The sequence below is a fragment of the Salegentibacter sediminis genome (genome assembly GCF_002078605.1).
Taxonomy (GTDB): Bacteria; Bacteroidota; Bacteroidia; order Flavobacteriales; family Flavobacteriaceae; genus Salegentibacter; species Salegentibacter sediminis.
In genome coordinates, this window is sequence record NZ_MSJR01000005.1 from 158278 (window position 1) to 183481 (window position 25204).

Annotated in this window: 25 protein-coding genes; 9 read left to right on the top strand and 16 right to left on the bottom strand. The window is 40.0% G+C overall.

Annotated features, from left to right (window positions below):
• Window positions 1-123: 123 nt before the first annotated feature.
• The 3 genes from BUW93_RS09505 to BUW93_RS09515 are packed head-to-tail and all read right to left on the bottom strand — an operon-like array spanning window position 124 to window position 4646.
• On the bottom strand, window positions 124-2877 hold the full coding sequence (locus BUW93_RS09505; protein ID WP_081211466.1) for a T9SS type B sorting domain-containing protein: 2754 nt from the start codon (window positions 2875-2877) through the stop codon (window positions 124-126).
• Between the two features lie 24 nt (window positions 2878-2901).
• A complete protein-coding gene (locus BUW93_RS09510) occupies window positions 2902-3738 on the bottom strand; it encodes an ABC transporter permease (protein ID WP_081211467.1) in 837 nt (278 codons plus the stop codon).
• 2 nt (window positions 3739-3740) lie between these two features.
• Window positions 3741-4646: an ABC transporter ATP-binding protein gene (locus tag BUW93_RS09515; protein WP_081211531.1), complete on the bottom strand. Its 906-nt coding sequence runs from the start codon at window positions 4644-4646 to the stop codon at window positions 3741-3743.
• Between the two features lie 94 nt (window positions 4647-4740).
• Between BUW93_RS09515 and BUW93_RS09520 the strand changes: the two genes are divergently transcribed.
• Window positions 4741-5808 carry a hypothetical protein gene (locus tag BUW93_RS09520; RefSeq protein ID WP_081211468.1) on the top strand — a complete coding sequence of 356 codons (1068 nt, stop codon included), beginning with the start codon at window positions 4741-4743 and terminating at the stop codon, window positions 5806-5808.
• Window positions 5809-5840: 32 nt separating this feature from the next.
• Here BUW93_RS09520 and BUW93_RS09525 read toward each other — a convergent pair whose 3' ends face one another.
• The 7 genes from BUW93_RS09525 to BUW93_RS09555 form a co-directional block, all read right to left on the bottom strand.
• Window positions 5841-6899, bottom strand: a complete 1059-nt coding sequence (locus BUW93_RS09525) for a nucleoid-associated protein (RefSeq protein WP_081211469.1) — start codon at window positions 6897-6899, stop codon at window positions 5841-5843.
• A gap of 247 nt (window positions 6900-7146) precedes the next feature.
• Entirely contained in the window at window positions 7147-7647 is a 501-nt protein-coding gene (locus tag BUW93_RS09530) for an IS1096 element passenger TnpR family protein (protein WP_081211470.1), read from the bottom strand.
• A 49-nt stretch (window positions 7648-7696) separates the two neighbouring features.
• Window positions 7697-8710 carry a COX15/CtaA family protein gene (locus tag BUW93_RS09535; protein WP_081211471.1) on the bottom strand — a complete coding sequence of 338 codons (1014 nt, stop codon included), beginning with the start codon at window positions 8708-8710 and terminating at the stop codon, window positions 7697-7699.
• Between the two features lie 45 nt (window positions 8711-8755).
• Window positions 8756-10174 (bottom strand): CCA tRNA nucleotidyltransferase, encoded by a 1419-nt coding sequence (locus tag BUW93_RS09540; RefSeq protein WP_081211472.1) that lies wholly within the window; start codon window positions 10172-10174, stop codon window positions 8756-8758.
• Window positions 10175-10285: 111 nt separating this feature from the next.
• Entirely contained in the window at window positions 10286-10855 is a 570-nt protein-coding gene (locus BUW93_RS09545) for an L-threonylcarbamoyladenylate synthase (protein WP_081211473.1), read from the bottom strand.
• Window positions 10842-11957, bottom strand: coding sequence for a glycosyltransferase family 4 protein (locus BUW93_RS09550; RefSeq protein WP_081211474.1), 1116 nt, complete (start codon window positions 11955-11957; stop codon window positions 10842-10844). The genes BUW93_RS09545 and BUW93_RS09550 overlap by 14 nt, the downstream gene beginning before the upstream one ends.
• 3 nt (window positions 11958-11960) lie before the next feature.
• Complete coding sequence (locus BUW93_RS09555) at window positions 11961-12947, bottom strand: glycosyltransferase (protein ID WP_081211475.1); 987 nt, start codon at window positions 12945-12947, stop codon at window positions 11961-11963.
• A 131-nt stretch (window positions 12948-13078) separates the two neighbouring features.
• On the opposite strand from BUW93_RS09555, the gene BUW93_RS09560 reads away from it, so the two are divergent.
• The 3 genes from BUW93_RS09560 to BUW93_RS09570 are packed head-to-tail and all read left to right on the top strand — an operon-like array spanning window position 13079 to window position 15477.
• Complete coding sequence (locus BUW93_RS09560) at window positions 13079-13894, top strand: glycosyltransferase family 2 protein (RefSeq protein WP_081211476.1); 816 nt, start codon at window positions 13079-13081, stop codon at window positions 13892-13894.
• Window positions 13891-14634 carry a lipopolysaccharide kinase InaA family protein gene (locus BUW93_RS09565; protein WP_081211477.1) on the top strand — a complete coding sequence of 248 codons (744 nt, stop codon included), beginning with the start codon at window positions 13891-13893 and terminating at the stop codon, window positions 14632-14634. Before BUW93_RS09560 ends, BUW93_RS09565 begins: the two co-directional genes overlap by 4 nt.
• Before the next feature lie 18 nt (window positions 14635-14652).
• Window positions 14653-15477 carry a glycosyltransferase family 2 protein gene (locus BUW93_RS09570; RefSeq protein WP_081211478.1) on the top strand — a complete coding sequence of 275 codons (825 nt, stop codon included), beginning with the start codon at window positions 14653-14655 and terminating at the stop codon, window positions 15475-15477.
• A 2-nt stretch (window positions 15478-15479) separates the two neighbouring features.
• On the opposite strand, the gene BUW93_RS09575 is transcribed toward BUW93_RS09570, so the two are convergent.
• Window positions 15480-16535, bottom strand: coding sequence for a glycosyltransferase family 9 protein (locus BUW93_RS09575; RefSeq protein WP_081211479.1), 1056 nt, complete (start codon window positions 16533-16535; stop codon window positions 15480-15482).
• Window positions 16536-16652: 117 nt separating this feature from the next.
• Window positions 16653-17468, bottom strand: coding sequence for a 2,3,4,5-tetrahydropyridine-2,6-dicarboxylate N-succinyltransferase (locus BUW93_RS09580; RefSeq protein WP_081211480.1), 816 nt, complete (start codon window positions 17466-17468; stop codon window positions 16653-16655).
• An 88-nt stretch (window positions 17469-17556) separates the two neighbouring features.
• Between BUW93_RS09580 and ruvX the strand changes: the two genes are divergently transcribed.
• Genes ruvX through BUW93_RS09595 form a run of 3 tightly spaced genes read left to right on the top strand, consistent with a single transcriptional unit; the run spans window position 17557 to window position 19092 of the window.
• Window positions 17557-17964 carry a Holliday junction resolvase RuvX gene (ruvX, locus tag BUW93_RS09585; RefSeq protein WP_081211481.1) on the top strand — a complete coding sequence of 136 codons (408 nt, stop codon included), beginning with the start codon at window positions 17557-17559 and terminating at the stop codon, window positions 17962-17964.
• Between the two features lie 56 nt (window positions 17965-18020).
• Window positions 18021-18611 carry a peptide deformylase gene (gene def, locus BUW93_RS09590; RefSeq protein ID WP_081211482.1) on the top strand — a complete coding sequence of 197 codons (591 nt, stop codon included), beginning with the start codon at window positions 18021-18023 and terminating at the stop codon, window positions 18609-18611.
• 58 nt (window positions 18612-18669) lie between these two features.
• A complete protein-coding gene (locus BUW93_RS09595) occupies window positions 18670-19092 on the top strand; it encodes a DUF5606 family protein (protein ID WP_081211483.1) in 423 nt (140 codons plus the stop codon).
• Between the two features lie 56 nt (window positions 19093-19148).
• Here BUW93_RS09595 and smpB read toward each other — a convergent pair whose 3' ends face one another.
• Complete coding sequence (gene smpB, locus BUW93_RS09600) at window positions 19149-19613, bottom strand: SsrA-binding protein SmpB (RefSeq protein ID WP_081211484.1); 465 nt, start codon at window positions 19611-19613, stop codon at window positions 19149-19151.
• Between the two features lie 140 nt (window positions 19614-19753).
• On the opposite strand from smpB, the gene BUW93_RS09605 reads away from it, so the two are divergent.
• Window positions 19754-20494, top strand: coding sequence for a DUF6503 family protein (locus BUW93_RS09605; RefSeq protein WP_081211485.1), 741 nt, complete (start codon window positions 19754-19756; stop codon window positions 20492-20494).
• On the opposite strand, the gene BUW93_RS09610 is transcribed toward BUW93_RS09605, so the two are convergent.
• The 3 genes from BUW93_RS09610 to BUW93_RS09620 form a co-directional block, all read right to left on the bottom strand.
• Window positions 20491-21015, bottom strand: a complete 525-nt coding sequence (locus tag BUW93_RS09610) for a phosphoglycerate mutase family protein (protein WP_081211486.1) — start codon at window positions 21013-21015, stop codon at window positions 20491-20493. The two genes, BUW93_RS09605 and BUW93_RS09610, sit on opposite strands and share 4 nt — an antisense overlap.
• A 197-nt stretch (window positions 21016-21212) precedes the next feature.
• Window positions 21213-23420 carry a DUF5916 domain-containing protein gene (locus BUW93_RS09615; protein WP_081211487.1) on the bottom strand — a complete coding sequence of 736 codons (2208 nt, stop codon included), beginning with the start codon at window positions 23418-23420 and terminating at the stop codon, window positions 21213-21215.
• Window positions 23421-23785: 365 nt separating this feature from the next.
• Entirely contained in the window at window positions 23786-24886 is a 1101-nt protein-coding gene (locus BUW93_RS09620) for an esterase-like activity of phytase family protein (RefSeq protein ID WP_081211488.1), read from the bottom strand.
• Between the two features lie 125 nt (window positions 24887-25011).
• Here BUW93_RS09620 and BUW93_RS09625 point away from each other — a divergent pair, with 125 nt between their 5' ends.
• On the top strand, window positions 25012-25197 hold the full coding sequence (locus BUW93_RS09625) for a CsbD family protein (protein WP_081211489.1): 186 nt from the start codon (window positions 25012-25014) through the stop codon (window positions 25195-25197).
• Window positions 25198-25204 lie beyond the last annotated feature (7 nt).

Consider the following 25204-nt stretch of genomic DNA (forward strand, 5'->3'; position numbering starts at 1 on the left):
GACATATGTAACATCCTTATAAAATTTTAATTCCTATCGGGTTTTCCGGGAAGGATGTTTCATGAGTCTTTTCTTAGCCTTTCCAAACTAAGCAATTATCATACCTTTTCAAATCACTGGATGCTAATTTCGCTCCCGCTTCAGGCTAAAGTGATCTTTGAATTCCCGGCCGTTTTCAAGGCTGATCTTAAACCAGTAATCATCAGAGGGCATGGGGCTGCCATTAAAAGTCCCGTCCCATCCAATTCCGCTGGGATCCAGTTCCTTTATCAGTTTTCCGTAGCGGTCAAAAATACGAATGCTTTTAATGCGATATTCAGGATCCTGAATCTGGTAGGGCAGCCAGTTATCATTATAACCATCGGCGTTAGGTGTGAAAAACGAGGGAAAACCAAACACCAAAATCTCTTTTTCCACGATCTCACAATTATCGGTGTTTTTTGCATAGACAACGTGTGGACCCCCGGGTACATCACGAAATACTGGACTGGCCTGAAATGGACCATTTATATCATCCAGGGAAAAAGAAACCGGTGTATTTGAGGCGTAGATTACCCTAAGAGTACTGCTGTTTCCCTGGCTTTCAATTTCTATATCCTGGATCGAAGGGCTGGAGAGTGCAGTAACTTCAAAAGAGACGGTTCTTCCGCAGCCAATATTGTTATCAATAATTTCTACGGAATAATTTCCCGGCTGAGTTACAGTTAAATCCCGGCCGATGTTGCCGTTGTCCCAATGAAAGCTGAAATTAGCATTATTAGAGAGGCTGATGTTCGGTGAAATTTCCAAAGGAAAAGCAGAAGGGCAAACCTTTACTTCAGTTAAAGCCTGAACCTGGGGAAAAGGATTGACTTCCATTGCCATACTACCAAAACCATAACAGATATTTTGATGATCGGCACGAAGGTATAAAGTTCCCGCTTCAGAAATATGTAAATTAGGCAGGGGATTCTGGCCTATTGCCGCTTCGTCTTCATCCTGATGGAAGCTTATGTCGATTCCGGCAGGTAAATTTAGGTCAGCAATAATTTTCTGGCGTATTCTTTCCAGGTTGAATTCAGCTGTGCCATCCCCCAGGTCACAACCCTGGGCGGGGGCAGGGGAAAGATCTATCGTTGGTTTTGTTTTTAATTTGACTTCAGCAATATCAAAACATTCCGAGTTGAACTGATAGATCTTTGCGTAGACTACTTGTCCCGGCTTTTGGTTTGTATAGAAATCATTAACGGCGAGTTGGTTTAAAGTGTCGTTCACCGCGGTTTGATAATCTTCATAAAAATAGGCCTGGGTATTGGGGTTATTGTAAGTTAAAGGATCTTTAGCCAGCTGAAGATTGAACATGGCAATTCCATCGTTAGTATCCTCCCCCGTATCACATTGTACCAGTTCGTATTTATCCATTATCTCAGGGATTTCAGCGATGAAAATTTCTTTTCGGATGGGATCCAGGGCCTCCCCGTCTATGTATTTTGTTAAGCTAACTACGTAACTTCCGGAAGAGGAGTAGGTATGCGTAGGGGCTTCTGCAGAGGAAGAGTTGCCGTCTCCAAAATCCCATTTAACCGAATCGAAAGGTTCATCACTGGTTATGAAAAATTCAGTTTGATCCCCGAGGCAAAGGTTTTTGAAATCGAAATTGGTTAGAAACAGGGACTGTATAAATGGAGGAAGCCCGAGTTTTACCAATCCGGGGCTTAGATTAAGAGAATTATGAGAGTAATTTACTGCATTTACAGCGGCTTCAGGGTTTTTAATCACCGATATATATGGATGTCTTTCTTCAAATATAGGATACCCGGCCCGGTAAATCCTACCGTCTATTGCCAGCTGTAAGGCTCCCGCCACATTATTGCTGCTGGATACGGTTTTTCGAGAACTTATAACATTACTACTCTCGAGATCGAATTGATAGAGATCGCTATTTAATAGAACATCTTCCTCATTATATACATTTGCAGTTACATAAAGTTTGGTAGACTTTGGTGAGAACTCTACACCATAGGGATAGGTGGCTGATAATATTACCCGTTCATTACTCACCTTTCCGGTTAAATTATCAAAATCGTATAAAAATACTTTTCCAGATCTTTTAGTTCCGGTTCTTGGGCTGCCCAGGTTGGTAGAGCTATTTGCAGAAGCTATCATAGTGGCATCCGGAGAAATCTTCAGATAACCAATTGCTGTAACATTTATATTATATTGGTCCAGCCTGGGAGGAACCGAATTTGGCGTGGTAGAAACTACCGGATTTGTATCTACACCCTGAGCGCTCACTTTAAAGGAAAGAAAACGATCTATAAATTGGGTTACCACCCAAAAAGAGCTACCATCGGCGTGATTAACCGCTGAAATTTTTTCTGAATTCTTAAATTCATTTTCTATGGGATCATTCGGGTTATAGGTAATAAGGTGAATATTTTTTTTGCCCGGCACTACATCTCCATACCCGTTATTCAGCGACATATCAATTTCGGTGTAGTTTACGCCTTCAATAGGATCATCTTCAATTTGATAATAATCGGGCTTATCTACCGTGAAAATGTAATATTTACCTGGATTTGCCGGTTTAGGAATAATAATAGCCGATTGTGTGCTGGAGACATTTCCCTTCAAACCATAACCATTAGGCATTCTATTATGCTGGCGATCATATACCTGGATACCATCGGTGTAAAAAAGCAGGTTCCCCAATCGGTCTGATATCGTTGCACATCCCTCTACCGTTTGAAGATTGCCATTTTGAGGTATGGGCACGCCTGTGTTGAAATCAAGCCCGGCCCTATCCCCAAAATACCAGTTTGCTGCCTCCCGCTGAGCCATTAGCGGCTGGAAAAGTGCCAGAAAAATAATAAAGACTAAGGATAAGAAGAGTTTCATTGTAGTAATGTGTTCTCCAATGTATTACAAATCCCGCTTCTTTAATAATTTATACGACAGAAAGACAAAAATAACCGTCCAACCAAGCACGATTAGAATGTCGGTAAGATGTACACTGTAATCTTTTTCAATTGCAGATCCTATTTGAGTGGCAGCCATTTGTACCGCTCCAAGTCGGCTAAAGGGCTCTACCAAAAGCTTGCTCATAGCTTCCAAAGGGAAAAAACCGGCTATTTTATCGGCGATTTCAGTCTCGCGAAACAAGCGCCATTTTAAGATCCCGTAAGCGATATTTTCCAGAACCCACCAGATAAAGATAAACCCAAGGGCAAAAGCCGATCGTTTTATTAGCATCCCAGCGAACATACAGAAAGCAAAGAAGCCAGTGAGGTTTAAAAAATAGGCGAAAATATATTCCATATCGGAAAAGATGACAGCAACTTCCGTATCATCTGAAAAGGAAAGCCCCAGAATAAGAGATAGGATAAAAAGAAAAAGAGTGGAGGCTACTGAAAGTACCAGCACGGTAAGAAACTTTGAACTTATAAATTCCTTTTTACTAAGGCCATCTATCAAATTTTGTTTTAACGTGCGATTGCTATATTCATTAGAGATCATTGAGACAATAACTATAGCCAGAAATAATTTTAAAAAGGAAGCGATATAGGCGTTAAAATGCCAGATAAACGGAAAATTAAATATACCCTGATCTGCAACCCTAAACTCCAGGCTACCTATGTTGAATTCTATTGAAGCGATCAAGGCGATAAAACTAAGGAGGATAAAATAGGAAAACACCAGTATTTTTGCAGACCGGCTATATCTTAACTTATGAAATTCTATGTCTAGTAATCGTAACATAATCAGGCTGAATGGGTTTGTTTAGTTAATTCCAGGAACTGTTCTTCCAGGCTCTCACGGCGTTTTACTAAATAAGAAAGAGAAAGACCTTTTTCAAAAATATATTCATTGATGGTCTCTGGCTCCATAGGATCGGCAAGAATTGCGGTAACCAGGCCATCTTTTTCTGAAACCTTGGCGATATGTGGATGCCCTTCAAGAATCTGGATTAATAGATCGGTGTTTTTGGCTTTCAGTTCAAAGAAGCCATGGCTGGCATTAATGCCATCTACCGGGCCGCTGTATAATTTTTTCCCTTTTCCTATAATCACCACATGGGTGCAAACTTTCTCAACTTCGTCCAGCAGGTGAGAGGCCAGCAAAATTGTAGTTCCGCCAGCAGCGATCTTTCTTATGATCTCCCTTATCTGGTGAATCCCTTCGGGATCTAGCCCGTTGGTGGGTTCATCCAGAATGAGAATTTCAGGATCATTCAACAGGGCTGAGGCAATCGCCAGGCGTTGTTTCATTCCCAAAGAAAAAGTTCTGAATTTGCTGTCTTTACGGTCCAGCAGGTTTACAATCTTTAATTTTTCTTCGATTCTCTCCTTTTTAACCCCTTTTATCTTACAGACCAGTTCCAGGTTCTGGACAGCGGTCATATAAGGATAAAAATTTGGGTGTTCGATTATGGCTCCTACTTTTTTAAGCGCCTCGTGAGTAGATTCAAAGCCTTCAAACCAGGAAAAATCTCCGGAGGTTTTATTTACCACATTTAGAATCATTCCCAGGGTAGTGGATTTCCCGCTCCCGTTTGGGCCTAGAATTCCGTATACATTTCCTTTTTGAATACTAAAGGAAAGTTGGTCTACCGCGGTAAGGGAACCGAATTTCTTAGTGAGCCGGCTTATTTTTAGAATTGTTTCCAAAATTGAAGAAATATTTGTAATATGACTACTAAGGTAAGCTTTTGTTACAGAGTTCAGCACAGATAGCTTATTTTTGAAAAAAATCGCGCCAAGCATGGAAGAAAAATTAATGTCCAGGAAAAAACCCTCATTTCCTGTTAATGAGAGATTTAATCGGTACCTGGCCAAACATAACCGCAACACAAAAATCCCCGTTTTTTATGATGACCTTTTAAGGTTTGCTGGTTCCATTGTGGTTTACGATCAGCATGAACAGGATACTTTTTGGGTGCGCTGTTATTATGAAGATCACGAGCGAACCGAAATTGATGAAAGCCTGAAACAGGTCTATACCATCCTGCATTCTGATGGGAGTGACGATTCGCTGGAGTTTCTCAATATCGATGCCATAGATTACTGTACTTTCGGAAATTCAAAACCTTTCAGGGTAAGAGTGCGAAATATTCTAAATGATAGTTTCACATATTTCTATGTGAAAAAAGCTGATGCTTCCCGGATCTACGGACTTGAATTTGAACACTTGCTGTCGCCGCACCGTATTAACTTTCTGGTGTATAAGGACACCTTAATTGAAGAACATATAGCCGGAATCCCGGGCGATGTTTTTATCGAGGAACATTTGCCGGCCTGCGATAACCGTGCGCAAACCCAAATCGCAAAACAGTTCGTGAAGTTCAATGAGCGTTGTACAGTTAGATTGCTGGGAGATATGAGGTCTTACAATTACGTGGTAATCCCAACCCACGACTTTGACCACGTAGAATATCAGATAAGAGCGATAGATTTCGATCAACAGTGCTTTGAAGGGAATTTGAAAGTTTACCGGCCGCAGTTCTTTAAAGAGAACTATACCATGGTAAAACTTGTTCAGGATAAATTACAGGAATCTTCTATCGAGCAATACCGTAAGGAAGAGCGATCCTTATTGGCTAAAAGAATGATCAATACACGCCAGCGTTATAAAGAGCTGATAAGATGCATGATAAATGACCATGTTTCAACCCAGCATAACGTGAAAAGCCTGCGCAAGGATCTTTACAAATATACCAATGATATGAAGTTTAAACGGGCTAATACTATGGGGCAAATTCTACGTACGGCCCTGGATTTTGTAATGCGAAATTATGAAGATGTTAATATGAAACGTCTGTTACAAGATTAAAAAAAAGGGACTGCAAGGTCCCTTTTTCAATTTTAGCTTTTTTCTTCTTTGTTGAAATATACCAGATAATAGTACATCTGTTTTTCTTCATCCCAGCCTTTTTCTACAAATTTATCTGCAGATTCAGCATTAACAAAGTCCATCTTGATCTGTATGTTGGTATCGAGATTAATGATGTTTTTAATCTTTTTCCGGGCATCGGTAACCGCCTTATTGGCAATAGGGAATTCGGTGAGATCTTCTATCTTGTATTTTGGGCCTTTCTCGGTTTTGTAATGTTGAAACTCAGGTAAAAGGTCTGGATTGTCAACCACAGAACTTAAAAAATTGCTTTCCTGGAAGTCATCGTTTTTAGCAAAATAATCCATACTTCGGTTCATAAACATCACCTCTTCTTTTTTATCTTCTGCAGGCAGAACAACGTCTTTGGCGAAATTCTTACAAAAATTCAGGTAGCTTTTGGTGTTGTAATTTTCATCCCGCATCACATCTACGCCCAGGAAGTTTTCCAGCCAGTATTTAGTGTCGTATTTATTGGAATCTACCGAAAGGATTTTGTAGCCTTCAGCCCGGTTTTTATTGAAAATTAAGGCGCCTTTGTCCAGTTTGTTGAGGTTTATACCCTGCTGAACGATCATATCCAGAATACTGCCTTTTTCCTCAAACTGAAGGAAATCGTGTTTAAGCTCCGATTTGAATATGCCGATAGCTGGAACTTTTTCATTATCCAACTGCATGTTTTCAAAATAAACGACATATACCTCCCCGCTTTTTATATGCGGGTGCGAGGATTGTTCATAAAGCAAGGTGGTGATTTTCTTGGAAACCTCATGAATACCCGCAGGATCATCAAAGATGGTCCCGGCCAAATTATATAACTCGTTGAACTCTAAATCTGCCTCGTGCGAAAAATGAAAGTAATTTTCTTCTTTTTCTCTGAAGGCTTTAAGGAAATATTCCTTGATAAGCGGCATTATCTCATCGTTTAATTGATATGGCGCTGCCGATAGAAAAATGTTCTCGTTCCTGCTTTTATTCCCTACCCTGTGAATAGAAAGCGATTCAATTTGAGCATTAAAAAGGTTGATCATTCAGTATAAAATTTAGGTCATTTCCGCCCATCCCAACATCGGAATAACCTCCGGCGGAAATCTGTTTAGTTATTGCAAAATTCCGGGTCCCTGGGTTTCAGCGAAATGAAACACGGCGCACCAGTTTTTAGATTCAGGTGTAATAGTAGTGAATTTTTCCTTTCTGAAATGGTTCACCTCAAAACTTTAAAGCGGAAAAATGTCTGGAAAATTATCCCGAAGCAAGTTTGGGTTGATTGCTTCGCAATCAATTCCAGTTTTCGTCGAAAGACAAATTATCGTAGTCGTCTATATCCAGATCATCATCAAATTCCCCCGGGATATTCTCGTCTTCCGCCACAAATTCTTTATCGGGCGCTGAATCCGGCAATTGCCCATGTACGAACATGAGATTAGGGTAGTCACGTCCTTCTTCAATTTCAGCGATTTCGCCGAGTTCAATGAGGAATGTCCACATATTTAAAAAGTCGTATACGTAGATAATTTTCCTGTTTTTCTCGTCTAAAATACTTTCCAGGCTGGTTTCGTTCATAAGGCGAACCTCTCCCCCCATATCGAACTGTGAAATTTCTTCGCCCTGGTTCCAGTCTTCGTCACTAAGATAAAATGAAGCCATTTCTGTACCGTCAAACCCAAAGGATTGAATGATAGTATTATGAAGGTCCTCCAAAGTACTTTCCTGAAGTATCTCTATATCCCTGAACACATCTTCTTCTGCATCGAGAATTACTCTAAATCTGTAAACCATAATAAAATTTTAAGGCTTCAAAGTTACGTTTTTTAGATGAGAATGAAAGCTATTTGGTAAATCTGTGCAGGGTGTAGGTCATAGCTGCCAGGAGGAAAAATGCGCCTACCTGATGTGCGACCCCAAGCCAAACCGGCACATAGAGAATTAAGGTGAACACGCCAAGCAAAAATTGAAGTCCCAGCAGGATCAGCAAGGTATTTATAGCTGTTGGATGCCGGTGTTCAGGGGCTAATTTCCTGGATCTGTACCAGATGTAAAGGATAACCGCCACCACGATATAGGCAAGATATCTATGTATAAACTGAACTCCACTTTTTCCTTCAATAAAATTCATCAAAAGCGGTTCCTGTTCAATCCATACCGTCTCGTGTATCAATTTCCCTTCAGCCATAAGCGGCCAGCTATTATGAATAAATCCGGCATCGAGACCGGCTACAAAAGCTCCCCAAATGATTTGGAGGATAAGGATGATCATCCCAAATCTTAGCAGGTTTCTGAAACCTTTGTTAATACTGCTTCGGTTTGGATAAATAAGATCGAGGGCAACCCAGAAGGTATATCCGAAAGTTAAAAAGGCAGTTGTTAGGTGGGCCGCGAGCCTGTAATGACTAACATCGGGCATATCTACCAGGCCGCTTTTTACCATGTACCAGCCCAGGAACCCCTGGAATCCGCCAAGAAACAGTAATATAATCGATTTCCTGATGGTAGGCTTGCTGAGTTGTTTGGTGATGAGGAAATACAAAAAGGGAATGATAAAAACGATGCCAATTAGCCTACCCAAAACACGGTGAAGCCACTCCCAAAAATAAATATCTTTAAATTCCTCCAGGGTAAAATGATAATTTTTCTTTTGGTATTCGGGAAACTGCTTGTAATAATCAAAGGCCTCTGTCCATTCCTGCTCATTCAGTGGTGGAATAGTACCCCTTACGAGTTTATAATCTGAGATCGATAAGCCAGAATGCGTAAGACGCGTAATGCCGCCCACAACTACCATTATAAAAATTAGAATACAACCCGTAAACAGCCAGTAAATTACTTTTTTATTATCTTTCATCTCTTGAATATAATAGGCTCATAAAATAATTTTTTCAAAAGAACCTCAGTTAGCCGTTAAACCAAGTTCCTTTCCTTTTTTAAGCATTAATTCCCTGGCAGGCTCATGTTCGTTAGGGATTTCTCCTTCCAGGATTGCTTCCTTAATGGTTTCTTTTATGATCCCAATCTCTCTTGAAGGTTTAATGTTGAAGGTTTCCATAATTTCTTCTCCACTCACCGGAGGTTGGAAATTGCGAACGTGATCCCGCTCTTCTACCTCCTTCATCTTAGAACGCACCAGTTTAAAGTTGTTATGATACTTTTTAAAGCGCTTAGGATTTTTCGTGGTAATATCGGCTTCGCAAAGCGTCATAAGGTCTTCTATATCCTCGCCGGCATCAAAAATAAGTCGTCGCACGGCAGAATCAGTCACATCATTATCAACTATAGCGATGGGGCGGGAGCTCATCAGGACTAATTTCTGAACAAATTTCATTTTTTCGTTCAGTGGCAGGCGAAGACGTTTAAATAACCTATAGACCATCTTTGCGCCTACGAATTCATGCCCATGGAAGGTCCATCCAATCTTTTTATGAAATTTTTTAGTTGGCGCTTTTCCAATATCGTGTAAGAGAGCCGCCCAGCGTAACCAGAGATCATTGGTGTTTTTGGAAATATTATCCACCACTTCCAGGGTATGCCAGAAATTATCTTTATGCCGTTGTCCTTCAATTTCATCTATGCCTTCAAGAGCGGTTAATTCTGGCAGGATGAATGCTAAAAGTCCTGTTTTATGTAGAAGGGAGAATCCTTTTGAAGGTTTATCGGTGAGCATTATTTTGTGAAGCTCATCGGTAATCCTTTCTTTTGAAATGATTTTTATCCTGTTTTTATTGCGGGAAATTGCTTCGAGAGACTCCTTTTCGATTTTGAAATTCAATTGGGTAGCAAACCTAATGGCCCGTAGCATTCGCAGAGGATCATCTGAATAGGTGATGTCGGGATCCAGTGGGGTTCTAATTGTTTTTGCATTCAGGTCTTCCAGACCATTAAATGGGTCCAGGAGATCACCATAATTTTTATCGTTTAATCCAAGGGCCAGCGCATTTATGGTGAAATCCCTGCGGTTTTGGTCGTCTGCAAGGCTTCCGTCTTCTACCCGTGGTTTACGGCTATCTTTTTGATAGCTTTCTCTGCGGGCCCCAACGAATTCAATTTCCATATCGAAGGCACGAAGCATAGCCGTACCATAGGTTTTAAAAATCTGGACTTTGGGCTTATGCGGAAGCTTTTCAGCCACTCTCTTTGCCAGTTCAATTCCACTTCCTACTGCCACAATATCTATATCTTTTGGTTCGCCGCGCTTTAGAATATAATCGCGAACAAAGCCACCAATTACGTAGCTTTCCAGTTGAAGCTCTTCAGAAGCATCAGAAATTACCTTGAAAATATTATGAGTTAGGGCGTTCTTGTAGTTCTCCACCTTTTGGGTATTTTGGGTATCCTTGCACTTAGGGCTAAACTAACTTCAGCTTTTTTCAATTTAAAGCCTTTTCAGGCTTAGAATGCAATAATTACCTTTAAAATTTTTAACCTATTTCCTAATTACTGTAACCTTCCCATCGTTTGTTAACTTAATGATAGCCGATGGTTTGCCAGACTGTTTTGACCGCTGCAAATTTACTACATAGTCAACACCTTTTAAAATCTCCGGGCTAATTTGAGCAAAGGATTGCGGAGTTTTTTCACCACTTATGTTGGCGGAGGTCGAAACGATTGGTTTTCTGAATCTTTTAACCAATTCATTGCTGAATTTATCTTTAGAAACCCTAATTGCCAGCGAATTGTCATCGGCGATCAGGTTCTCGGCAACTCTTATGGGATCGTCATAGATTATAGTGGTGGGTTTGTGGGCGTATTTCAAAATGTCGTAAGCCACTTCCGGCACGTTTTCTACAAACTGGTTAAGCATTTTATAATCTGAAACAAGACAAATTAACGCCTGACTTTCCTTACGTTTTTTTAAAGCATAAATCCTGTCTACCGCATCCGCATTGGTAGCATCGCAGCCTATTCCCCAAACAGTATCGGTAGGGTAAAGAATGAGCCCGCCGCGTTTAAGGGTTTCCAGGCAATTTTGCATTTCGGTTTTATAATCGCTCATTGAGTATATTTTTATATTCGGTTAAAGTTTTTTCTGCCATAATATCAGAAGTGAAATCCTGTAATAATTTATGATAAGAAATTTCGACAAATTTCGGGATCAATTCTTCATTATTACTCAAAAACAGGATGTTTTCGCATAATTTTTTTTCATCGTGGGCCTCTGCCAGTAAACCGTTAATTTTATGACTTATAATTTCGGGGATTCCGCCCACGGAGGTGCTGATTACCGGAACCTTATGAAAAAAGGATTCATAGATAAACTGGGGTAGGCCTTCGCTTTGAGAAGTCATAATTGAGATATCAAATTGAGGAATAAGCGCTGAAGCATTTTCACGGAACCCCAGGAAGCTAAAATGTTCTTCTAAACCATATTGTTTCACCATTAATTTTAGTGATTCGGTGCGTTGCTTTGTAAAGTTTCCAATTTGAACAAAATGAAAGTCGCTTCTGGTTTTAAGATTAATAAGCTGGTTAGCGGTCTTAACAAGAGTGGGAAGATCTTTTGGTCTTATATGATTGGCAATATTTCCTATAATCTTTTTATCTGAAGAAAGCTTAAGATGTTTTCGCAAGTTCAATTCTGCTTTTGAACCTGATTGCTGCTGTATGGCTACCCCATGATAAAGCCTGATTAGTTTTTTTTGATCAATAATGCTTTTGGAAGTTACTTTTCTGGTTTCTTCTGATACACATAAAATCTTTTTAATCTTTGGGTAATTATATTTATAAAGGCTTTGTTTTCTTGGTTTAATGGGGAAACTCGTTTTTTTACTTAATACAAAAGGGGGGAGGTCTGCCAGGTGATCTGCCACGACGGCCAGGGTGAGTGCCGTACTGTCGTGAATGTGCAGTAGATCGAATTTTTGTTTCTTCACTAATCGGATAAGCCTGTACAAAAATCGGGGGTCCAGTTTATTATCCAGGGGCGCCGCATGTAAGAGTATTCCTGTTTTTTCCAACCTTTGGTGAAGAATGCCTTTTTTAACACATAATACGTGATTTTCAGCCAGGCCTTTTTTATCCAGTTCAAAACAAAGATTTTCCAGGTGGTTTTCACCGCCACCCCATTTTTTAGCTGCAGAAAGATGGAGGATCTTCAAAATTTATCTAAATTCAGCAATACGGTTCAACTGCGGATTATATTTGGGCACTTTTTCATTCACCGGTTCTCCTTTATATACCTTCTCATATAGATTTAAATATTTTTCTGTCATAAGCCTGGAATTAAATTCTTTTAAAGCATACTCATGGCATTTTTGCGGATCATATTTAAAAGAGCTCATGGCCTCTGCAATTTCCTTTTCTGAATTTGCGGTATGGCCGGTTTCGGGGGTTAGAAGTTCGGGGAGGGACCCGTTGCTAGTTCCAAAAACCGCACAGCCAAAATAAAGGCTTTCGATAATGGCCAGGCCAAAGGGTTCATGCCAGAGCACAGGAAAGACCAGGCCTTTTGAGCGTTCCAGGATTCTGCTCTTTTCAAGATTGCCAAGAAAGCCGTGAAATTTGATCCTGCTATCAAATAGTAGTGAAAATCCATCCTTTAAATTCCGCGAAGTCCATTTTTTACCGCCTATAACGTTCAGGCACTCATTAATCCTTCTGGCGATTTTCATTGCACCGATAGCATTTTTAACACTCCATCTCGCTTTGCCCAGAAAGTGATATCCCTTGCGGGGTAGTTTAAGATTTGGGACAGGGTAGTCTTCCCATAACAACCCATTGTAAACAAAGGTTTCGGAATTATGCCGGGCTGCATGATTCCTGGATATAAATACAGTATTAATGTCCAGTACCTCATCAGGTTCTGGATTACCATGCATGGTCACCAGATATGGTTTTTCAATTTTATCTTCCGGGGTGAAATTAAAGTGTACCACATCTATATCCTCAGGGATTTGTTCATTGAGGTTCCGCTGGCGATCGAGAAAAAGGACATGGGCAAAATCTGAAGACGAGCCTTCGGGAACCAAAAAAGTAACCTCATGGCCAAGAGCGTGTAATTCCTTACCCAGGCCCCAGATCACCCTTTCTGTCCCGCCGTAATTCACTACCGGGATCTTATGGCCTCTGTCTACAATACAAATTTTCATGCCTTGAATTTGGAGGGCTAAATTACAGCTTTAATTGATAAGACCGAATTAACCGGGGCAATTCCAGGGGCTTTGGACTCGATATTATAGATTAAAGAAAACCTGTACCTTTGCCGGAACAGGCATAAAATATGAAAACTGCTTTACTTCTTTCTACCTACAACTGGCCCGAGGCTTTAAATTCGGTTTTAAAAAGCCTTGCTGCTCAAACTGTATTGCCTTCTGAAGTTATAATAGCAGATGACGGGTCGGGGAAGTCGACTCGCGAAGTGATCTCCCAATTTCGAAAGAAACTTGCAATTCCTGTAAAGCATATATGGCAAAAGGACAAAGGTTTTCGAAAGTCTGCAATCCTCAATAAAGCTTTGGCCCAAAGTTCAGCCGATTATATTATTCAAATAGATGGCGATTGCATTATGCATAAAGATTTTATTCGGGATCATCTTGCCCGGGCAGAATCGGGAGTATTCTTGTTTGGGTCCCGGGTAAACATTAAACCTGAAGTAGTAAAAAAGATTTTGAACCTGGACAAAGTTCAATTCACACCTTTTTCCTCAAGCATAAAAAATAAAACCCGAAATATAAGAATTCCGGCTTTTCAGGAGTTTTATAAGCCCAAATCAGATTTTTCAGAAAAGACGCGTGGGTGTAATCTTTCTTACTGGAGAGAAGATTTTTTGTCCGTAAATGGATACGACGAAGCTATGGAAGGTTGGGGCAGAGAAGACTCTGAGTTTGTGATTAGGTTGCTCAATAAAAATATAAAAGGGAAACGATTGCGTTATGGTGGGATTGTTTACCACATTTATCATCCTGAAAAATCTAAAGAATTTGTAAAGGCAAATTCTGAAATTCAGCAACGCACAATTAAAGAAAACAAGCAGTGGTGCCAGAATGGTGTAGCTAAATACCTGGCTCAAAACTCAATGAACAAACCGATAGAATGAAAGTAATCGTTTCTCCTCAATACAGGGACCGGAAAGACCAGATTTTCCATTTTATTGAAAACTTCAGCAATGAAGGTGATCTCCTTGGAAATGGGGATAGGAATACCATAAAGCTGTTTGATCTAAATGGGGAGCGGATAAATATTAAATCCTTTAAAGTCCCCAATATGGTAAATAAAATTGCCTATCGGTTTTTCAGAAAATCCAAGGCTGAAAGGTCTTTTAATTATGCCCAAATTTTAGGCGAGAAGGGTATTGGCACTCCAACGCCAATTGCCTATGCCGAGGAGACCACTGCTACTCAGTTTTTAAAGAGTTACTATGTAAGTCAACAGCTAAAAGCAGACCTTACCTTTAGGGAAATTAATCTTGAAAGGGAAGGTCATGAGGCTATACTTCGCGCGTTTACCAGGTTTACTTTTCATCTTCATGAGCAGGAAGTGGAATTTCTGGATCATTCGCCGGGAAATACCTTAATTAAGTTAAATGGCGGTAATTATGAATTCTTTCTGGTAGATCTAAACCGAATGAATTTTGGGAAATTGAATTTTACCCAGCGGATGATGAACTTCTCCCGTCTTACGCCGAATGAAAACATGATAAGGATCATGGCTAATGAATATGCCTCCCTGATCGAGAAATCTGAAAATGAAGTTTTTGAAAAGATGTGGTTCTTTACCAATCAGTTTCAGGAAAAATTCCGAAGAAAAAAAGCGCTAAAAAAGAAATTCGGCTTATAGCTATAATTTAATTCCCCAATGAAGAAACCTGAGATTTCTGTAATAATTAGCACCTATAATGCCGTAGAATGGCTAAGGAAAACTTTAACCGGCTATAAAATTCAGGACACTACCGATTTTGAACTCGTGATTGCCGACGATGGCTCTTCAGAAGAAACCAGGCTTTTCCTTGAAGCATTTAAGAAAGAAAGTCCGGTACCGGTAATTCACGTATGGCAGGAAGACGATGGTTTTCAAAAGACGAAAATTCTTAATAAGGCGATCCTGGCCTGTAATGCTAACTATATTCTAATGAGTGATGGGGATTGCATTCCCCGCAAGGATTTTGTAAGTACTCATTTAAAGTATAGGGAAGAAGGATATTTTCTCTCCGGGGGCTACTTTAAACTCCCCATGGATATTTCAAAAAAGATTGTAGAAGAGGATATTATCGCTCAAAAATGTTTCGAAAAGGCCTGTCTTAAAAAATACGGCTTAAAATCTTCTATTAAAAATCTGAAGCTTACAGCAGGCCAGAAAAGGGCGTTTCTTCTTAATAATTTAACTCCCACCGGCGCCACCTGGAATGGGCATAATGCCAGTGGATGGAAAAAGGATATTATTGCAGTAAACGGTTTTGATGAACGAATGCAGTATGGTGGGGAAGATCGTGAACTGGGCGAGCGACTTTTTAATTACGGGATTAAATCTAAGCAAATTCGCTACTCGGCAGTTTGTGTACATTTGGAACATCCCCGGGGCTACAAAACCCCTGAAGCTATGGCTTTTAATAAGCAGATTAGAAGAGAGACCCGGGAAGAAAAAAAGACCTTTACTCCACACGGTATTGTAAATAGGCTTTGATCTTAACTGGTCTTTAGGGAATTGAGCTCTGCTAAAAATCTTTGGAGTTTAGGAATTATAAGGATTGGAGAAAAACTTTGATAAAGATTAGGATTCGCTTTCTTTTCTTTAAAAAGCTCGGGTTTAAAATCTTTGAGATGAACACTTTGATTCTGCCTGTCTTCATAGATCGCCCAGGCATCTTTGTTAATTTGGGGAGAGAAGATAGCAAAAGTCGGAATTTTAAGAGCCTTCGCCATATTAATGGCGCCGCCTTCGTTACCTATTAAAGCATTACAGTGAGCGGTAAGTGCCAGGAATTCCCGGAGATTCTTTCCGTATATATTTAGGTGAATTCTTTCCCGGGTCTCAGGTGTGCATAAATTATAAATAACTTCTACTTCCTTTTTTTGCTTCGGAATATAATTAAATAGAAAATCGGCCTGGGGATTTTTTGCTATTTCATCCAGGAGAACGGCCATGAATTCCGGGGGGTAAGTCTTTTCTTTTGAGCTTCCCAAAACTCCTATCATAAACAAAGAGTTTTTAGGATCAATTCCCGCTTTGAGAAGTTGATTTTTGGCTTTAGCCTTTTCCTTTTCAGTAAGATAGATTTCTGGCTTTAATTCTACGGGGAAAGCTTTCTCCAAAGCCTTTAACAGCAACATCCTGTTCTCGATGGCTAATCCGGCATTTGTAGTTGGTTTATGGCGCTGTTTTACCGTTTTGGTATATAAATAAGACGTGTACCATTTGTGGTATGAGATACGCACTGGAGCTCCCGATGCTTTACTTATAATTCCGGTAGCAATCTTGGAGTATACATCGATCACTATCTCATAATTTTCATTTCTGATAAGCTTCAGAAAATTTAAAAACTTTAATGGTTTCCCATCTTCTTCCGGTTTATACGTGATAATCCGGTCTATATACGGGTTATTTTCAATAACCGGAAGTGTGTGTGGATAAATTAGATAATGCAGCTCGGCCTTAGGATATTTTTCCCGAAGCGCCTTAAATAAGATTGAGGATGTAAGCACATCCCCAATCATCTTTTGCTGTATTATGAGTATTTTCATAGGTCACGCCCGGCCTCCCCGAGTGGGAAGAGTTATCTTGATTTTTATTGTTTAAAACTTTCCCATTTTTCCATTCAATAAAGACTGAAATTCCTGCTTTCGCGGTGGGGGTAAAGCTTATACCGCTACATCATATTCTCTAAGCGCATCGTTCAGAGAAGTTTTTTTGTTTGTGGATTCTTTTCTTTTTCCGATAATAAGAGCGCAAGGCACATTATATTCTCCTGCAGGGAATTTCTTGGTGTAACTCCCAGGTATAACCACAGATCTAGCCGGAACAATTCCTTTCATTTCCACAGGCTCGTCTCCGGTTACATCTATGATCTTGGTGGAAGCGGTAAGCACGACATTTGCACCCAGCACTGCTTCTTTTTCTACTTTTACACCTTCAACGACAATACTTCGAGAGCCCAGGAATGCGTTGTCTTCTATGATTACAGGAGAAGCCTGAAGTGGCTCAAGAACGCCGCCAATTCCGACTCCACCACTTAGGTGAACATTTTTCCCGATTTGGGCACAACTACCAACGGTGGCCCAGGTGTCTACCATAGTCCCTTCGTCTACATAGGCACCAATATTTACATAGCTGGGCATCATAATCACCCCACGGGAGATATAGGCTCCGTGTCGGGCAACAGCGTTCGGTACTACGCGAATTCCTTTTTCTTTATAGCCTCTTTTAAGCGGCATTTTGTCGTGATATTCAAAAATACCGGCTTCAAGGGTTTCCATTTTCTGGATTGGGAAATAAAGCACCACACCTTTTTTGACCCATTCGTTTACCTGCCAGCCGTTAGCTGTAGGTTCCGCTGTTCTTAGCTTACCTTGGTCCAAAAGATTTATCACTTCTCTAATGGCATCTTTGGTGTCTTTATCTTTAAGTAGCTCCCGGTTTTCCCAGGCCGCATTTATCTTCGCTTCTAATTGTTCCATGTTCCGAAATTTTAGACAAATATAAGGGCTTCAGGCTAAATTTTGGCAGCAATGGATTATAAACATTACCTTTGCGCAAAATTGTAGAATGGCACGTATTTTGGCTATTGATTATGGAACCAAACGCACCGGGATCGCGGTAACCGATGAGCTTCAGATTATTGCATCGGGGCTTACTACCGTGAATAGCCTGGAGCTTTTAACTTTTCTTGAAAAGTATTTCAGGGAAGAAAGCGTAGAGTTGGTCCTGGTGGGAGAACCAAAACAAAAAGATGGTTCGGCCTCTCAGAGCGAAGTTCATATTCAGGAATTTTTAAAGAAATTTTCTGAAAAATTCCCCTCAATGCCTGTAAAAAGGGTAGATGAGGCTTTTACCTCAAAAATGGCCTTTCAAACAATGATAGATAGTGGACTTAAAAAAAAGAAGCGCAGAGATAAGGCCCTGATCGATGAGATCAGTGCAACGATAATTTTACAAACCTATTTGTATCAATAATCTTTTGGTTCCAGAAGTCTATCCTTATTTAAAAATTAAAATACTTAATTAAAAGAATGATTTTACCAATAGTAGCCTACGGAGATCCGGTTTTAAGGAAAAAATGCAGCGAAATACCTGAAGATTATCCTAAGTTGGAGAAATTGATAGAGAATATGTGGGAAACCATGTATAATGCTTACGGAGTTGGTCTTGCGGCTCCGCAAGTAGGTGTGCCTGTTCGACTATTTATGATAGATCCGAGTCCCTTTGCTGAAGATCAGGAATTGGAGGAGCAGGAGCGGGAACAGCTCAATAACCTAAAAAAGGTTTTTATCAATCCAAAAATTGTTGAGGAAGAAGGTGATGAATGGGCTTTTAGCGAAGGATGCCTTAGCATTCCCGAGATTAGGGAAGATGTGTTTAGAAAACCGGTGATCACAATAGAATATCAGGATGAAGATTTTAAGAGCCATCGCGACACCTATTCTGGCCTGGCTGCCCGGGTTATCCAACATGAATATGATCATATTGAAGGTATTCTCTTTACCGATAAGCTATCCAGCCTTAAAAAGAGACTTATAAAAGGCAAACTTGCCAATATTTCTAAAGGAAAAATAAAAATTGATTATAAGATGCGTTTCCCCGAAATGAAAAAAGGGAGATAAAGACTTTGATAATTTGTTCAGGCAGGTGATATTTGCCAGCCAAAATTGAAAATATACTATGGGATTAGAGAAAATATTAGCGATTTCAGGAAAACCAGGATTATATGAACTTACTGCCCAAAGTCGGGGTGGTTTTATCGTACAATCTATTCCTGAAGGAAAAAAAATGGCGGTAAATATTCGTCATAACGTTAGCCTGTTAAGCGAAATTGCGATCTATACTTACACTGAAGAGGTGCCGCTAGCCGAAATTTTTGAGAAAATCAAAGAAAAAGAAGATGGAGGAGAGGCGATAAGCCCTAAATCCTCTAAAGCCGAAATGGAAAAATATTTCGCCGAAATTCTTCCCGATTATGATGTAGATCGTGTTTATGCCAGTGATATGAAGAAAATCTTTCAGTGGTATAACCTGCTTATCAAAAATGGATTTACAGAATTCGCCGATTCGGATGAATCAAACGATAAAAGTGAAGAAGAATAGAACTTCCCTTCATAAACCAAAAAAGGCTGAAAATTAAATTTCAGCCTTTTTTAGTTTTAAGAGTATTCTTTTTTGATTCTGTCGAGTTTGCGTTTGCTCTCCCGGTCTTTTATGGTTTCCCGTTTATCATAGAGTTTTTTTCCTTTAGCCAGGGCAATCTCCATTTTAGCCAGGCCGCGATCATTGATGAAAAGCCTTAGCGGAATAATGGTCAAACCTGTGTTTTTCACTTCCTTTTCCAGTTTGCGAAGCTCTCTACGTTGCATTAAAAGCTTGCGTTCGCTCTTGGGGTTATGGTTAAAATAGGTGGCGTGAGAATATTCTTCTACGTGCATATTGATTACAAAAAGTTCGTGATTCTGAAATTCACAAAAACTTTCGGCTATAGATGCTTTCCCCTGGCGAATTGCTTTTATCTCGGTACCGGCCAGTTTAATTCCGGCCACGTACTTATCGAGAAATTCATATTCAAATTTCGCTTTTCGGTTCTTTATATTGATCGTGTTGGTCTTCTTTTTCATACTTAAGCAAAAATAGGAAGCTTATTTTAGATTTCGGTATAAGGGAATTGTAAATTATACGAAGCCGGTCTTCCGAAATATATTTTAGTATTAAAATTCAGCATACATTAATTACCTTTGAAATTCAGATACCAAATACAATGAAAAAAATCATCTTTTTAATGGCGGTAAGTGCCCTGTTTTTTTCCTGTGATCAGAATAAAGAACTAACTGCTCAGGAAATTATTGATAAGGCCATAGAAAAGGCTGGAGGCGATAAATATAATAATGCTGAGATCAGCTTTAAATTCAGGGATGCTGAATACAAGAGTACCCGGAAGGGAGGCGAATTTCAGCTTGAGCGTTTTATAACCGATTCCACGGGTGCCGAGTTTCACGACGTGCTCAATAACGAAGGATTTACCAGGTATCATCAAGATTCCGTGGTGACTTTAAACGATTCTATGAAGACCGTTTACAGCAATTCGGTTAACTCTGTGCATTATTTTGTGCAGCTTCCCTATGGCCTTAACGATGCCGCAGTGAATAAGAAACTTCTCGGGAAAGACAGTATCAGAGATAGAGAATATTATGAGGTACAGGTGACCTTTGAAGATACAGAAGAGGTGACCGATCACGAAGATGTGTACCTATACTGGGTCGATACCGAAAATTTCACTATAGATTATATGGCCTATAGTTTTAAGATTAACGATGGTGGTGTTCGTTTTCGTAAAGCCTATAACCCTCATACTGTTGGAGGAATAAGGTTTGTAGATTACGAGAATTACAAGGCCGACGACCTGGATATTCCTCTGGAAGAGCTGGATGAAAAATATGAAGCCCGGGAGCTGGAATTGCTTTCTGTAATAGAGAATGAAAATATAGAAGTTAAGCTTTAATTGAAATAGAGCACTTCTGAAGTGCGGGTTCCGTCGGGATGTATTACCGCGATGAATAGGCTGCCGTACTCCTTCTCATCGAGATCCTCATATTTCTCCTGCTCAATAATGTAATTAACAAATTCAGGATTCAAATTGCTGTGCCCAACTACCAGCACGGTCTTTCCTTTTGTTTTTTGCTGAAAGTCCTCATCGTTAAGCTTTTCAGTATTGTAAAAATCGATTTCCTTGGCTTGTGAATCGGCTATTGGTTTGGCGGTATTTAGCGTGCGTTTGTAATTTGAGCTGAAGATGAGATCAAATTCAACATCCCTGAAAACCTCTGCCCATTTTTGGGCGCGTTCCACCCCCTCTTCTGTTAATTCAGGATCTTTATTTTCCGGGTTCAGCGTGTCTTTTTCAGCGTGACGAATAAAATAATAGGTGGTTACTTTTGGATCTTTCATTTCTTCTGAAGGCTTCTCCTTCTGAAAATTGCAACCCGCGATTAATATCAATGAAAAAAGGAGTAGGTATTTCATTTAATTGTTTTTTAAAGTTGATTTCTAAAAGTATAAACTGGGAATCTGAAGCTACTAAAGTTGTCAACTGACACCGATAATAGAAACTGCTTCTCGTTAAGTAAACAGGGCTAGATCCCCCCTTCAATATTATCGATTATTTCTTCTAACAGGAAATTCTTCTTAAAAAATTTTGACTCACCAATGGCAGTACATTCTTATAAATTCCACCAATAGGTGAGTTTAAGTAAGACTGCTCTGTTTTTCACCTGAACCGGGTAAGGAATATAATTATCGGTATAAACCAGGAATAAATCTGAAGCAGGACTAAAGCGCCACTGGAAACGACCATTTAAATTAAGGTTGTCCATTTGTTCATTATACTGGGCAAAAGCCGTAAAGAATACCTTATTGGTTAGGGTCACATCCAGGCGGGGACCTACCAACCAGAATTTGGTGTCTCCCCACCGCTCAGGCAGTTCCAGATCGTTATAGGTTGCGTTAAGAGTGATTCCCACATAAGGCTGAAACCTATACCCCATTTCTGCAGCATAATTTGCCATCGCTCCTTCTGCATAATAGCCTCCTGAACTATAGGATAAGGCATAAGTGAAAAGGCTCTGTGGTTTAGAATTAAATTTAGCGCCCCAACGATACCAATTATGTTGGGTGCCTGCCGCCAGTTCGATACCACTAAAATTAGTAGGGTCAAAGGGTTGCTGCAGTTCCACATAATCATGCCCTGCCCAGAGGCTTAGGACGCTTTGGCTATGAAACCGCAGAATATATTCCAGCAAAGTCTGATTTTCGGTTTTCTCCCAGTGCTTATTGAAGAATATTGAAGTGCTTAACTGGGGGCCATGGTTTAGTATATATTTGTTCTTTTCAAAAAACAGGTAGCCAATACTCGGATTGATTTTGTAATAACCGGTGCGGGGAATATAACCAACTTCAGCCTGGTAATTTTCCGAAATATATTCATGCCTCCAGTTAAAATTCAGATTTCCGCTGGTATATTGCAAATTGGCGGCGTGAATTAAATTTTCTTCAGATTCGTTGGGGCTAAAAGATTTTAAAACCATTGCTTTGCCGGTCCAGACATTATTGGCAGAAGCAAGATTATATTCCAATCCCAGGTTTCTGTTGAATTGGTTGTAAGGCTGGTGGTCTGATGAGGGGTTGGGGGAGTAGTTCAGCAATTCTTTATTTACGAAAATTGCCCTGATGTTGGAGCGGGAGAAGACTCGTTTCTGTATCCCTATCACGCTGAAGTTTTGGGCCGGAAGCCCGATATCATTTACTTTCCCGGTTTGCATACTCATGGCATTAATCCTCCAGTCCTCCCCAATGTTCCCGCTAAGGCGGGCACCAAAATCAATAGGGGCGTTAAGGCCTATGCGTCGGGAGAAGAAGGGTCTGATATTTTCATAACCAAAACCGGCCACTATATCTGCATTTTCCAGGAAGAATTGGCGGCGTTCGGGAAAGAATAATTCAAACCGATCCAGATTCGTCACCTGCCGATCGACCTCTACCTGGGAAAAATCGGGGTTTATCGTTAGATCCAGGTTTAAGGAAGAGCCTAAGCCAATTTTGGCATCCAGGCCAGCTTCACTTCGTTTATTTATCCCGTCCTGGCCCTTAAAATCTTTGCTTCCTCCTGCCAGAACATAAGGGATTAAAGAAATATTAGATCCTGTGGAGGGCGGGGTTTCATCCCAGACCAGGGTGCCCGTATAGGCCAGGGATGCTGAGGGAAACTGGCGGGGCACAGGAGCCCAGCTGGATTTTTCGGTAGTCTTTAGATCATTTCTGCCAAAATTAATGCCCCATTCTTTAATTCCTTTTTTATAGCGTATACTTTTAAAGGGTATGGCTGCTTCAAATGTCCATTTATCCTCATAATTTTTCACAGCCGAGGTCCATTTATTGTCCCAGCTTAGGTCTACAGAGCCACCGTCATACATCAGCCCATCCCATTGAGCTCCTGCTGCATTTGCTCCAAAAGAAAAACCATTGGTTTGATCATCGAAAGGATCCATAAATAAGAGAAAGTTGTCGTTTTTGGTAAAGGAGAAATCTCTTCTTAATGATTCTACCATATAAGGACCCGGGACCCCGTGATGATTGGTCACAAATAGATAAAGGTTTTCCTCATCATAAGTCATTCCTACATCAGTGAGGACCTCGGCATAACTGGTATCAGTGGGGAGAATCATATAAAAATCTTTAGCGACATCTGCCTTTGACCAGGCCTTATCATCCATTATTCCGTCAATTTTTACCTTTGAGGTAGTTTTTTTTATGTGTAGGCGATAAGCGCTATTTACTTTTTGCCCCAAAAGACTTGCTGGTGACACCACAAGGATGAGGAAAATAAAAGATGGTAAATATTTAAATGCTATACGATAAATATGGCAAGGCATAAAGAAAATTATTTCTGATGTTTTGTAACTTTTAAAAGATTATTCAAAATAAGAAGACCAATATAAAAAAAATAGATTATCTATGGATGGCGGATTCGTAATACTTTCATTCTTAGGTTTTTCTCTTCCATTATTCGGCGTTTTGGGCATTTTTAAACCAGAACTTAGTGGAAATGACCACGGGAATGGTGGCTAAAATTAAGGGCTTTTAAAATTGATCTGTTTTGCATTGCAGGCGAAATACCAAAAAAACGGCCCTGCCCGGATGGACTCATGGGATTATTGGGTTAATGGAGAATCCTGAGGTACCTTCCCGAAATTGGAGTGATGAAGATGTATGAAAATAGCGCCTGGGTGGAAAGTTATTATTTTTTAAATTCGATTTCTAAAAGTATAATCTGAGTAATCTGATGTCCAAAACTACTGAAGTTATCATCTGATACTACTAGCAGGGATTGTTTGCCGTTTGGTAAAACGGGGCCAAAGCTCATACCTTCAATATTATCGATTATTTCTTCCTCCAGGAAATTCTTAACCGATTTAAAATCGAAAACGAGTCTTTTTTCTGCCGGTATAAAATCACTTTTTCTTAGGTTTTCTACCTGCAAGGTATTTGTCGCTTTGGAGGCATCCACCTCAAAGATCTTAACGGTATTTCCATGGGAGCCATAACCTGCAGAATATGCCCGTTCCAGAATTAGGAATTTATTGTCGGTATATTCTAAAAGCTCGGTCACCCCGTTAACTGCAAACCAGTTGATAGGAAATTTGGAAATCCTCTCCAACATATATGTAAATTGCCTTTCGGCTTTCCGGGATTCCTTATTGAATTTGGTTATTCTCACAGGCGATTCTGTTGGATATATCTTAGGTTTGGGACCGTCTTTTTCTAAGGGAAGTTCCATGGCTACCCAAAAACCGGTTTTGTCCACGCTTTCGGCCAAACCTTCAAAAACACCGTTGTTTCTTGGTTTTTGTATTCCACCAGCCTTAAAGTATTCCGAAATTTCATAATGAAATAAATATTCTCCTTCAGTTGAGATATGAAAAAGGGAAGGGTCTTTACCGTTTTGGATAGAACCTTCCGAGCTTACTACCAGTGTTCCGGTTTCATCACTAAAACGAATGGCTTCCAGATCGGGGGTGCTTTCCCTGAAAAAGGCTTCCTCTTTGTTGAGGCTGATTACTTCTGAAATAATTACAGTATCTATGCTCCGATTTAAGAAAGGAATTTCAGCCTTATAAATTCTGGGACTAGAGGCTTGATCTGCCACTAAAAAATAAGTGTTGTTGTGAAAATCTATTCCGGAGAGTCCGCCTACTCTGGTGCCGTTTACCTCCAGACCTTGCTCAAGTACGAAATCGTCAAGGTAAGTGATCTTAATATTCCTGTTATTTAATTTTCGGGTGGTACCACAGCCGGAGAACAGCGCAATGCTTATGATTAAAAGGTAGAGTTTCTTCATATAAAGTTTACTTGAGAGGGCAAAAATAACAAACCCTTAAGATAAGAATAGGAGTTTCTTTAGAGACTTAAGGAATGTAATTTTTTAATTTTATCGATGTATTAATAATTAAAAACCAAGATATTATGAATGATGATCAGTTAGAAGGAAAATGGAAACAAATTCGTGGAGAATTCAAACAAAAATATGGTAATCTTACCGATGACGATACCACATATTCTGAAGGTAAATTTGATGAAATGCTGGGAAGGATGCAGGAAAAAACCGGTAAGAATAAAGAAGAACTCAAAAGAGAGATTGATAAGTGGTGATTTTTTG

Bases quoted from the DNA above. Each gene is read 5' to 3' on its own strand.
- BUW93_RS09560 (WP_081211476.1), top strand. From the start codon at position 13,079: ATGAAAACTGCTTTACTTCTTTCTACCTACAACTGGCCCGAGGCTTTA.
- def (WP_081211482.1), top strand. From the start codon at position 18,021: ATGATTTTACCAATAGTAGCCTACGGAGATCCGGTTTTAAGGAAAAAA.
- ruvX (WP_081211481.1), top strand. From the start codon at position 17,557: ATGGCACGTATTTTGGCTATTGATTATGGAACCAAACGCACCGGGATC.
- BUW93_RS09545 (WP_081211473.1), bottom strand. From the start codon at position 10,855: ATGAGCGATTATAAAACCGAAATGCAAAATTGCCTGGAAACCCTTAAA.
- BUW93_RS09580 (WP_081211480.1), bottom strand. From the start codon at position 17,468: ATGGAACAATTAGAAGCGAAGATAAATGCGGCCTGGGAAAACCGGGAG.
- BUW93_RS09595 (WP_081211483.1), top strand. From the start codon at position 18,670: ATGGGATTAGAGAAAATATTAGCGATTTCAGGAAAACCAGGATTATAT.
- BUW93_RS09615 (WP_081211487.1), bottom strand. From the start codon at position 23,420: ATGCCTTGCCATATTTATCGTATAGCATTTAAATATTTACCATCTTTT.
- BUW93_RS09520 (WP_081211468.1), top strand. From the start codon at position 4,741: ATGGAAGAAAAATTAATGTCCAGGAAAAAACCCTCATTTCCTGTTAAT.
- BUW93_RS09555 (WP_081211475.1), bottom strand. From the start codon at position 12,947: ATGAAAATTTGTATTGTAGACAGAGGCCATAAGATCCCGGTAGTGAAT.
- smpB (WP_081211484.1), bottom strand. From the start codon at position 19,613: ATGAAAAAGAAGACCAACACGATCAATATAAAGAACCGAAAAGCGAAA.
- BUW93_RS09535 (WP_081211471.1), bottom strand. From the start codon at position 8,710: ATGAAAGATAATAAAAAAGTAATTTACTGGCTGTTTACGGGTTGTATT.
- BUW93_RS09525 (WP_081211469.1), bottom strand. From the start codon at position 6,899: ATGATCAACCTTTTTAATGCTCAAATTGAATCGCTTTCTATTCACAGG.
- BUW93_RS09510 (WP_081211467.1), bottom strand. From the start codon at position 3,738: ATGTTACGATTACTAGACATAGAATTTCATAAGTTAAGATATAGCCGG.
- BUW93_RS09605 (WP_081211485.1), top strand. From the start codon at position 19,754: ATGAAAAAAATCATCTTTTTAATGGCGGTAAGTGCCCTGTTTTTTTCC.
- BUW93_RS09575 (WP_081211479.1), bottom strand. From the start codon at position 16,535: ATGAAAATACTCATAATACAGCAAAAGATGATTGGGGATGTGCTTACA.
- BUW93_RS09620 (WP_081211488.1), bottom strand. From the start codon at position 24,886: ATGAAGAAACTCTACCTTTTAATCATAAGCATTGCGCTGTTCTCCGGC.
- BUW93_RS09530 (WP_081211470.1), bottom strand. From the start codon at position 7,647: ATGGTTTACAGATTTAGAGTAATTCTCGATGCAGAAGAAGATGTGTTC.
- BUW93_RS09565 (WP_081211477.1), top strand. From the start codon at position 13,891: ATGAAAGTAATCGTTTCTCCTCAATACAGGGACCGGAAAGACCAGATT.
- BUW93_RS09570 (WP_081211478.1), top strand. From the start codon at position 14,653: ATGAAGAAACCTGAGATTTCTGTAATAATTAGCACCTATAATGCCGTA.
- BUW93_RS09610 (WP_081211486.1), bottom strand. From the start codon at position 21,015: ATGAAATACCTACTCCTTTTTTCATTGATATTAATCGCGGGTTGCAAT.
- BUW93_RS09625 (WP_081211489.1), top strand. From the start codon at position 25,012: ATGAATGATGATCAGTTAGAAGGAAAATGGAAACAAATTCGTGGAGAA.
- BUW93_RS09505 (WP_081211466.1), bottom strand. From the start codon at position 2,877: ATGAAACTCTTCTTATCCTTAGTCTTTATTATTTTTCTGGCACTTTTC.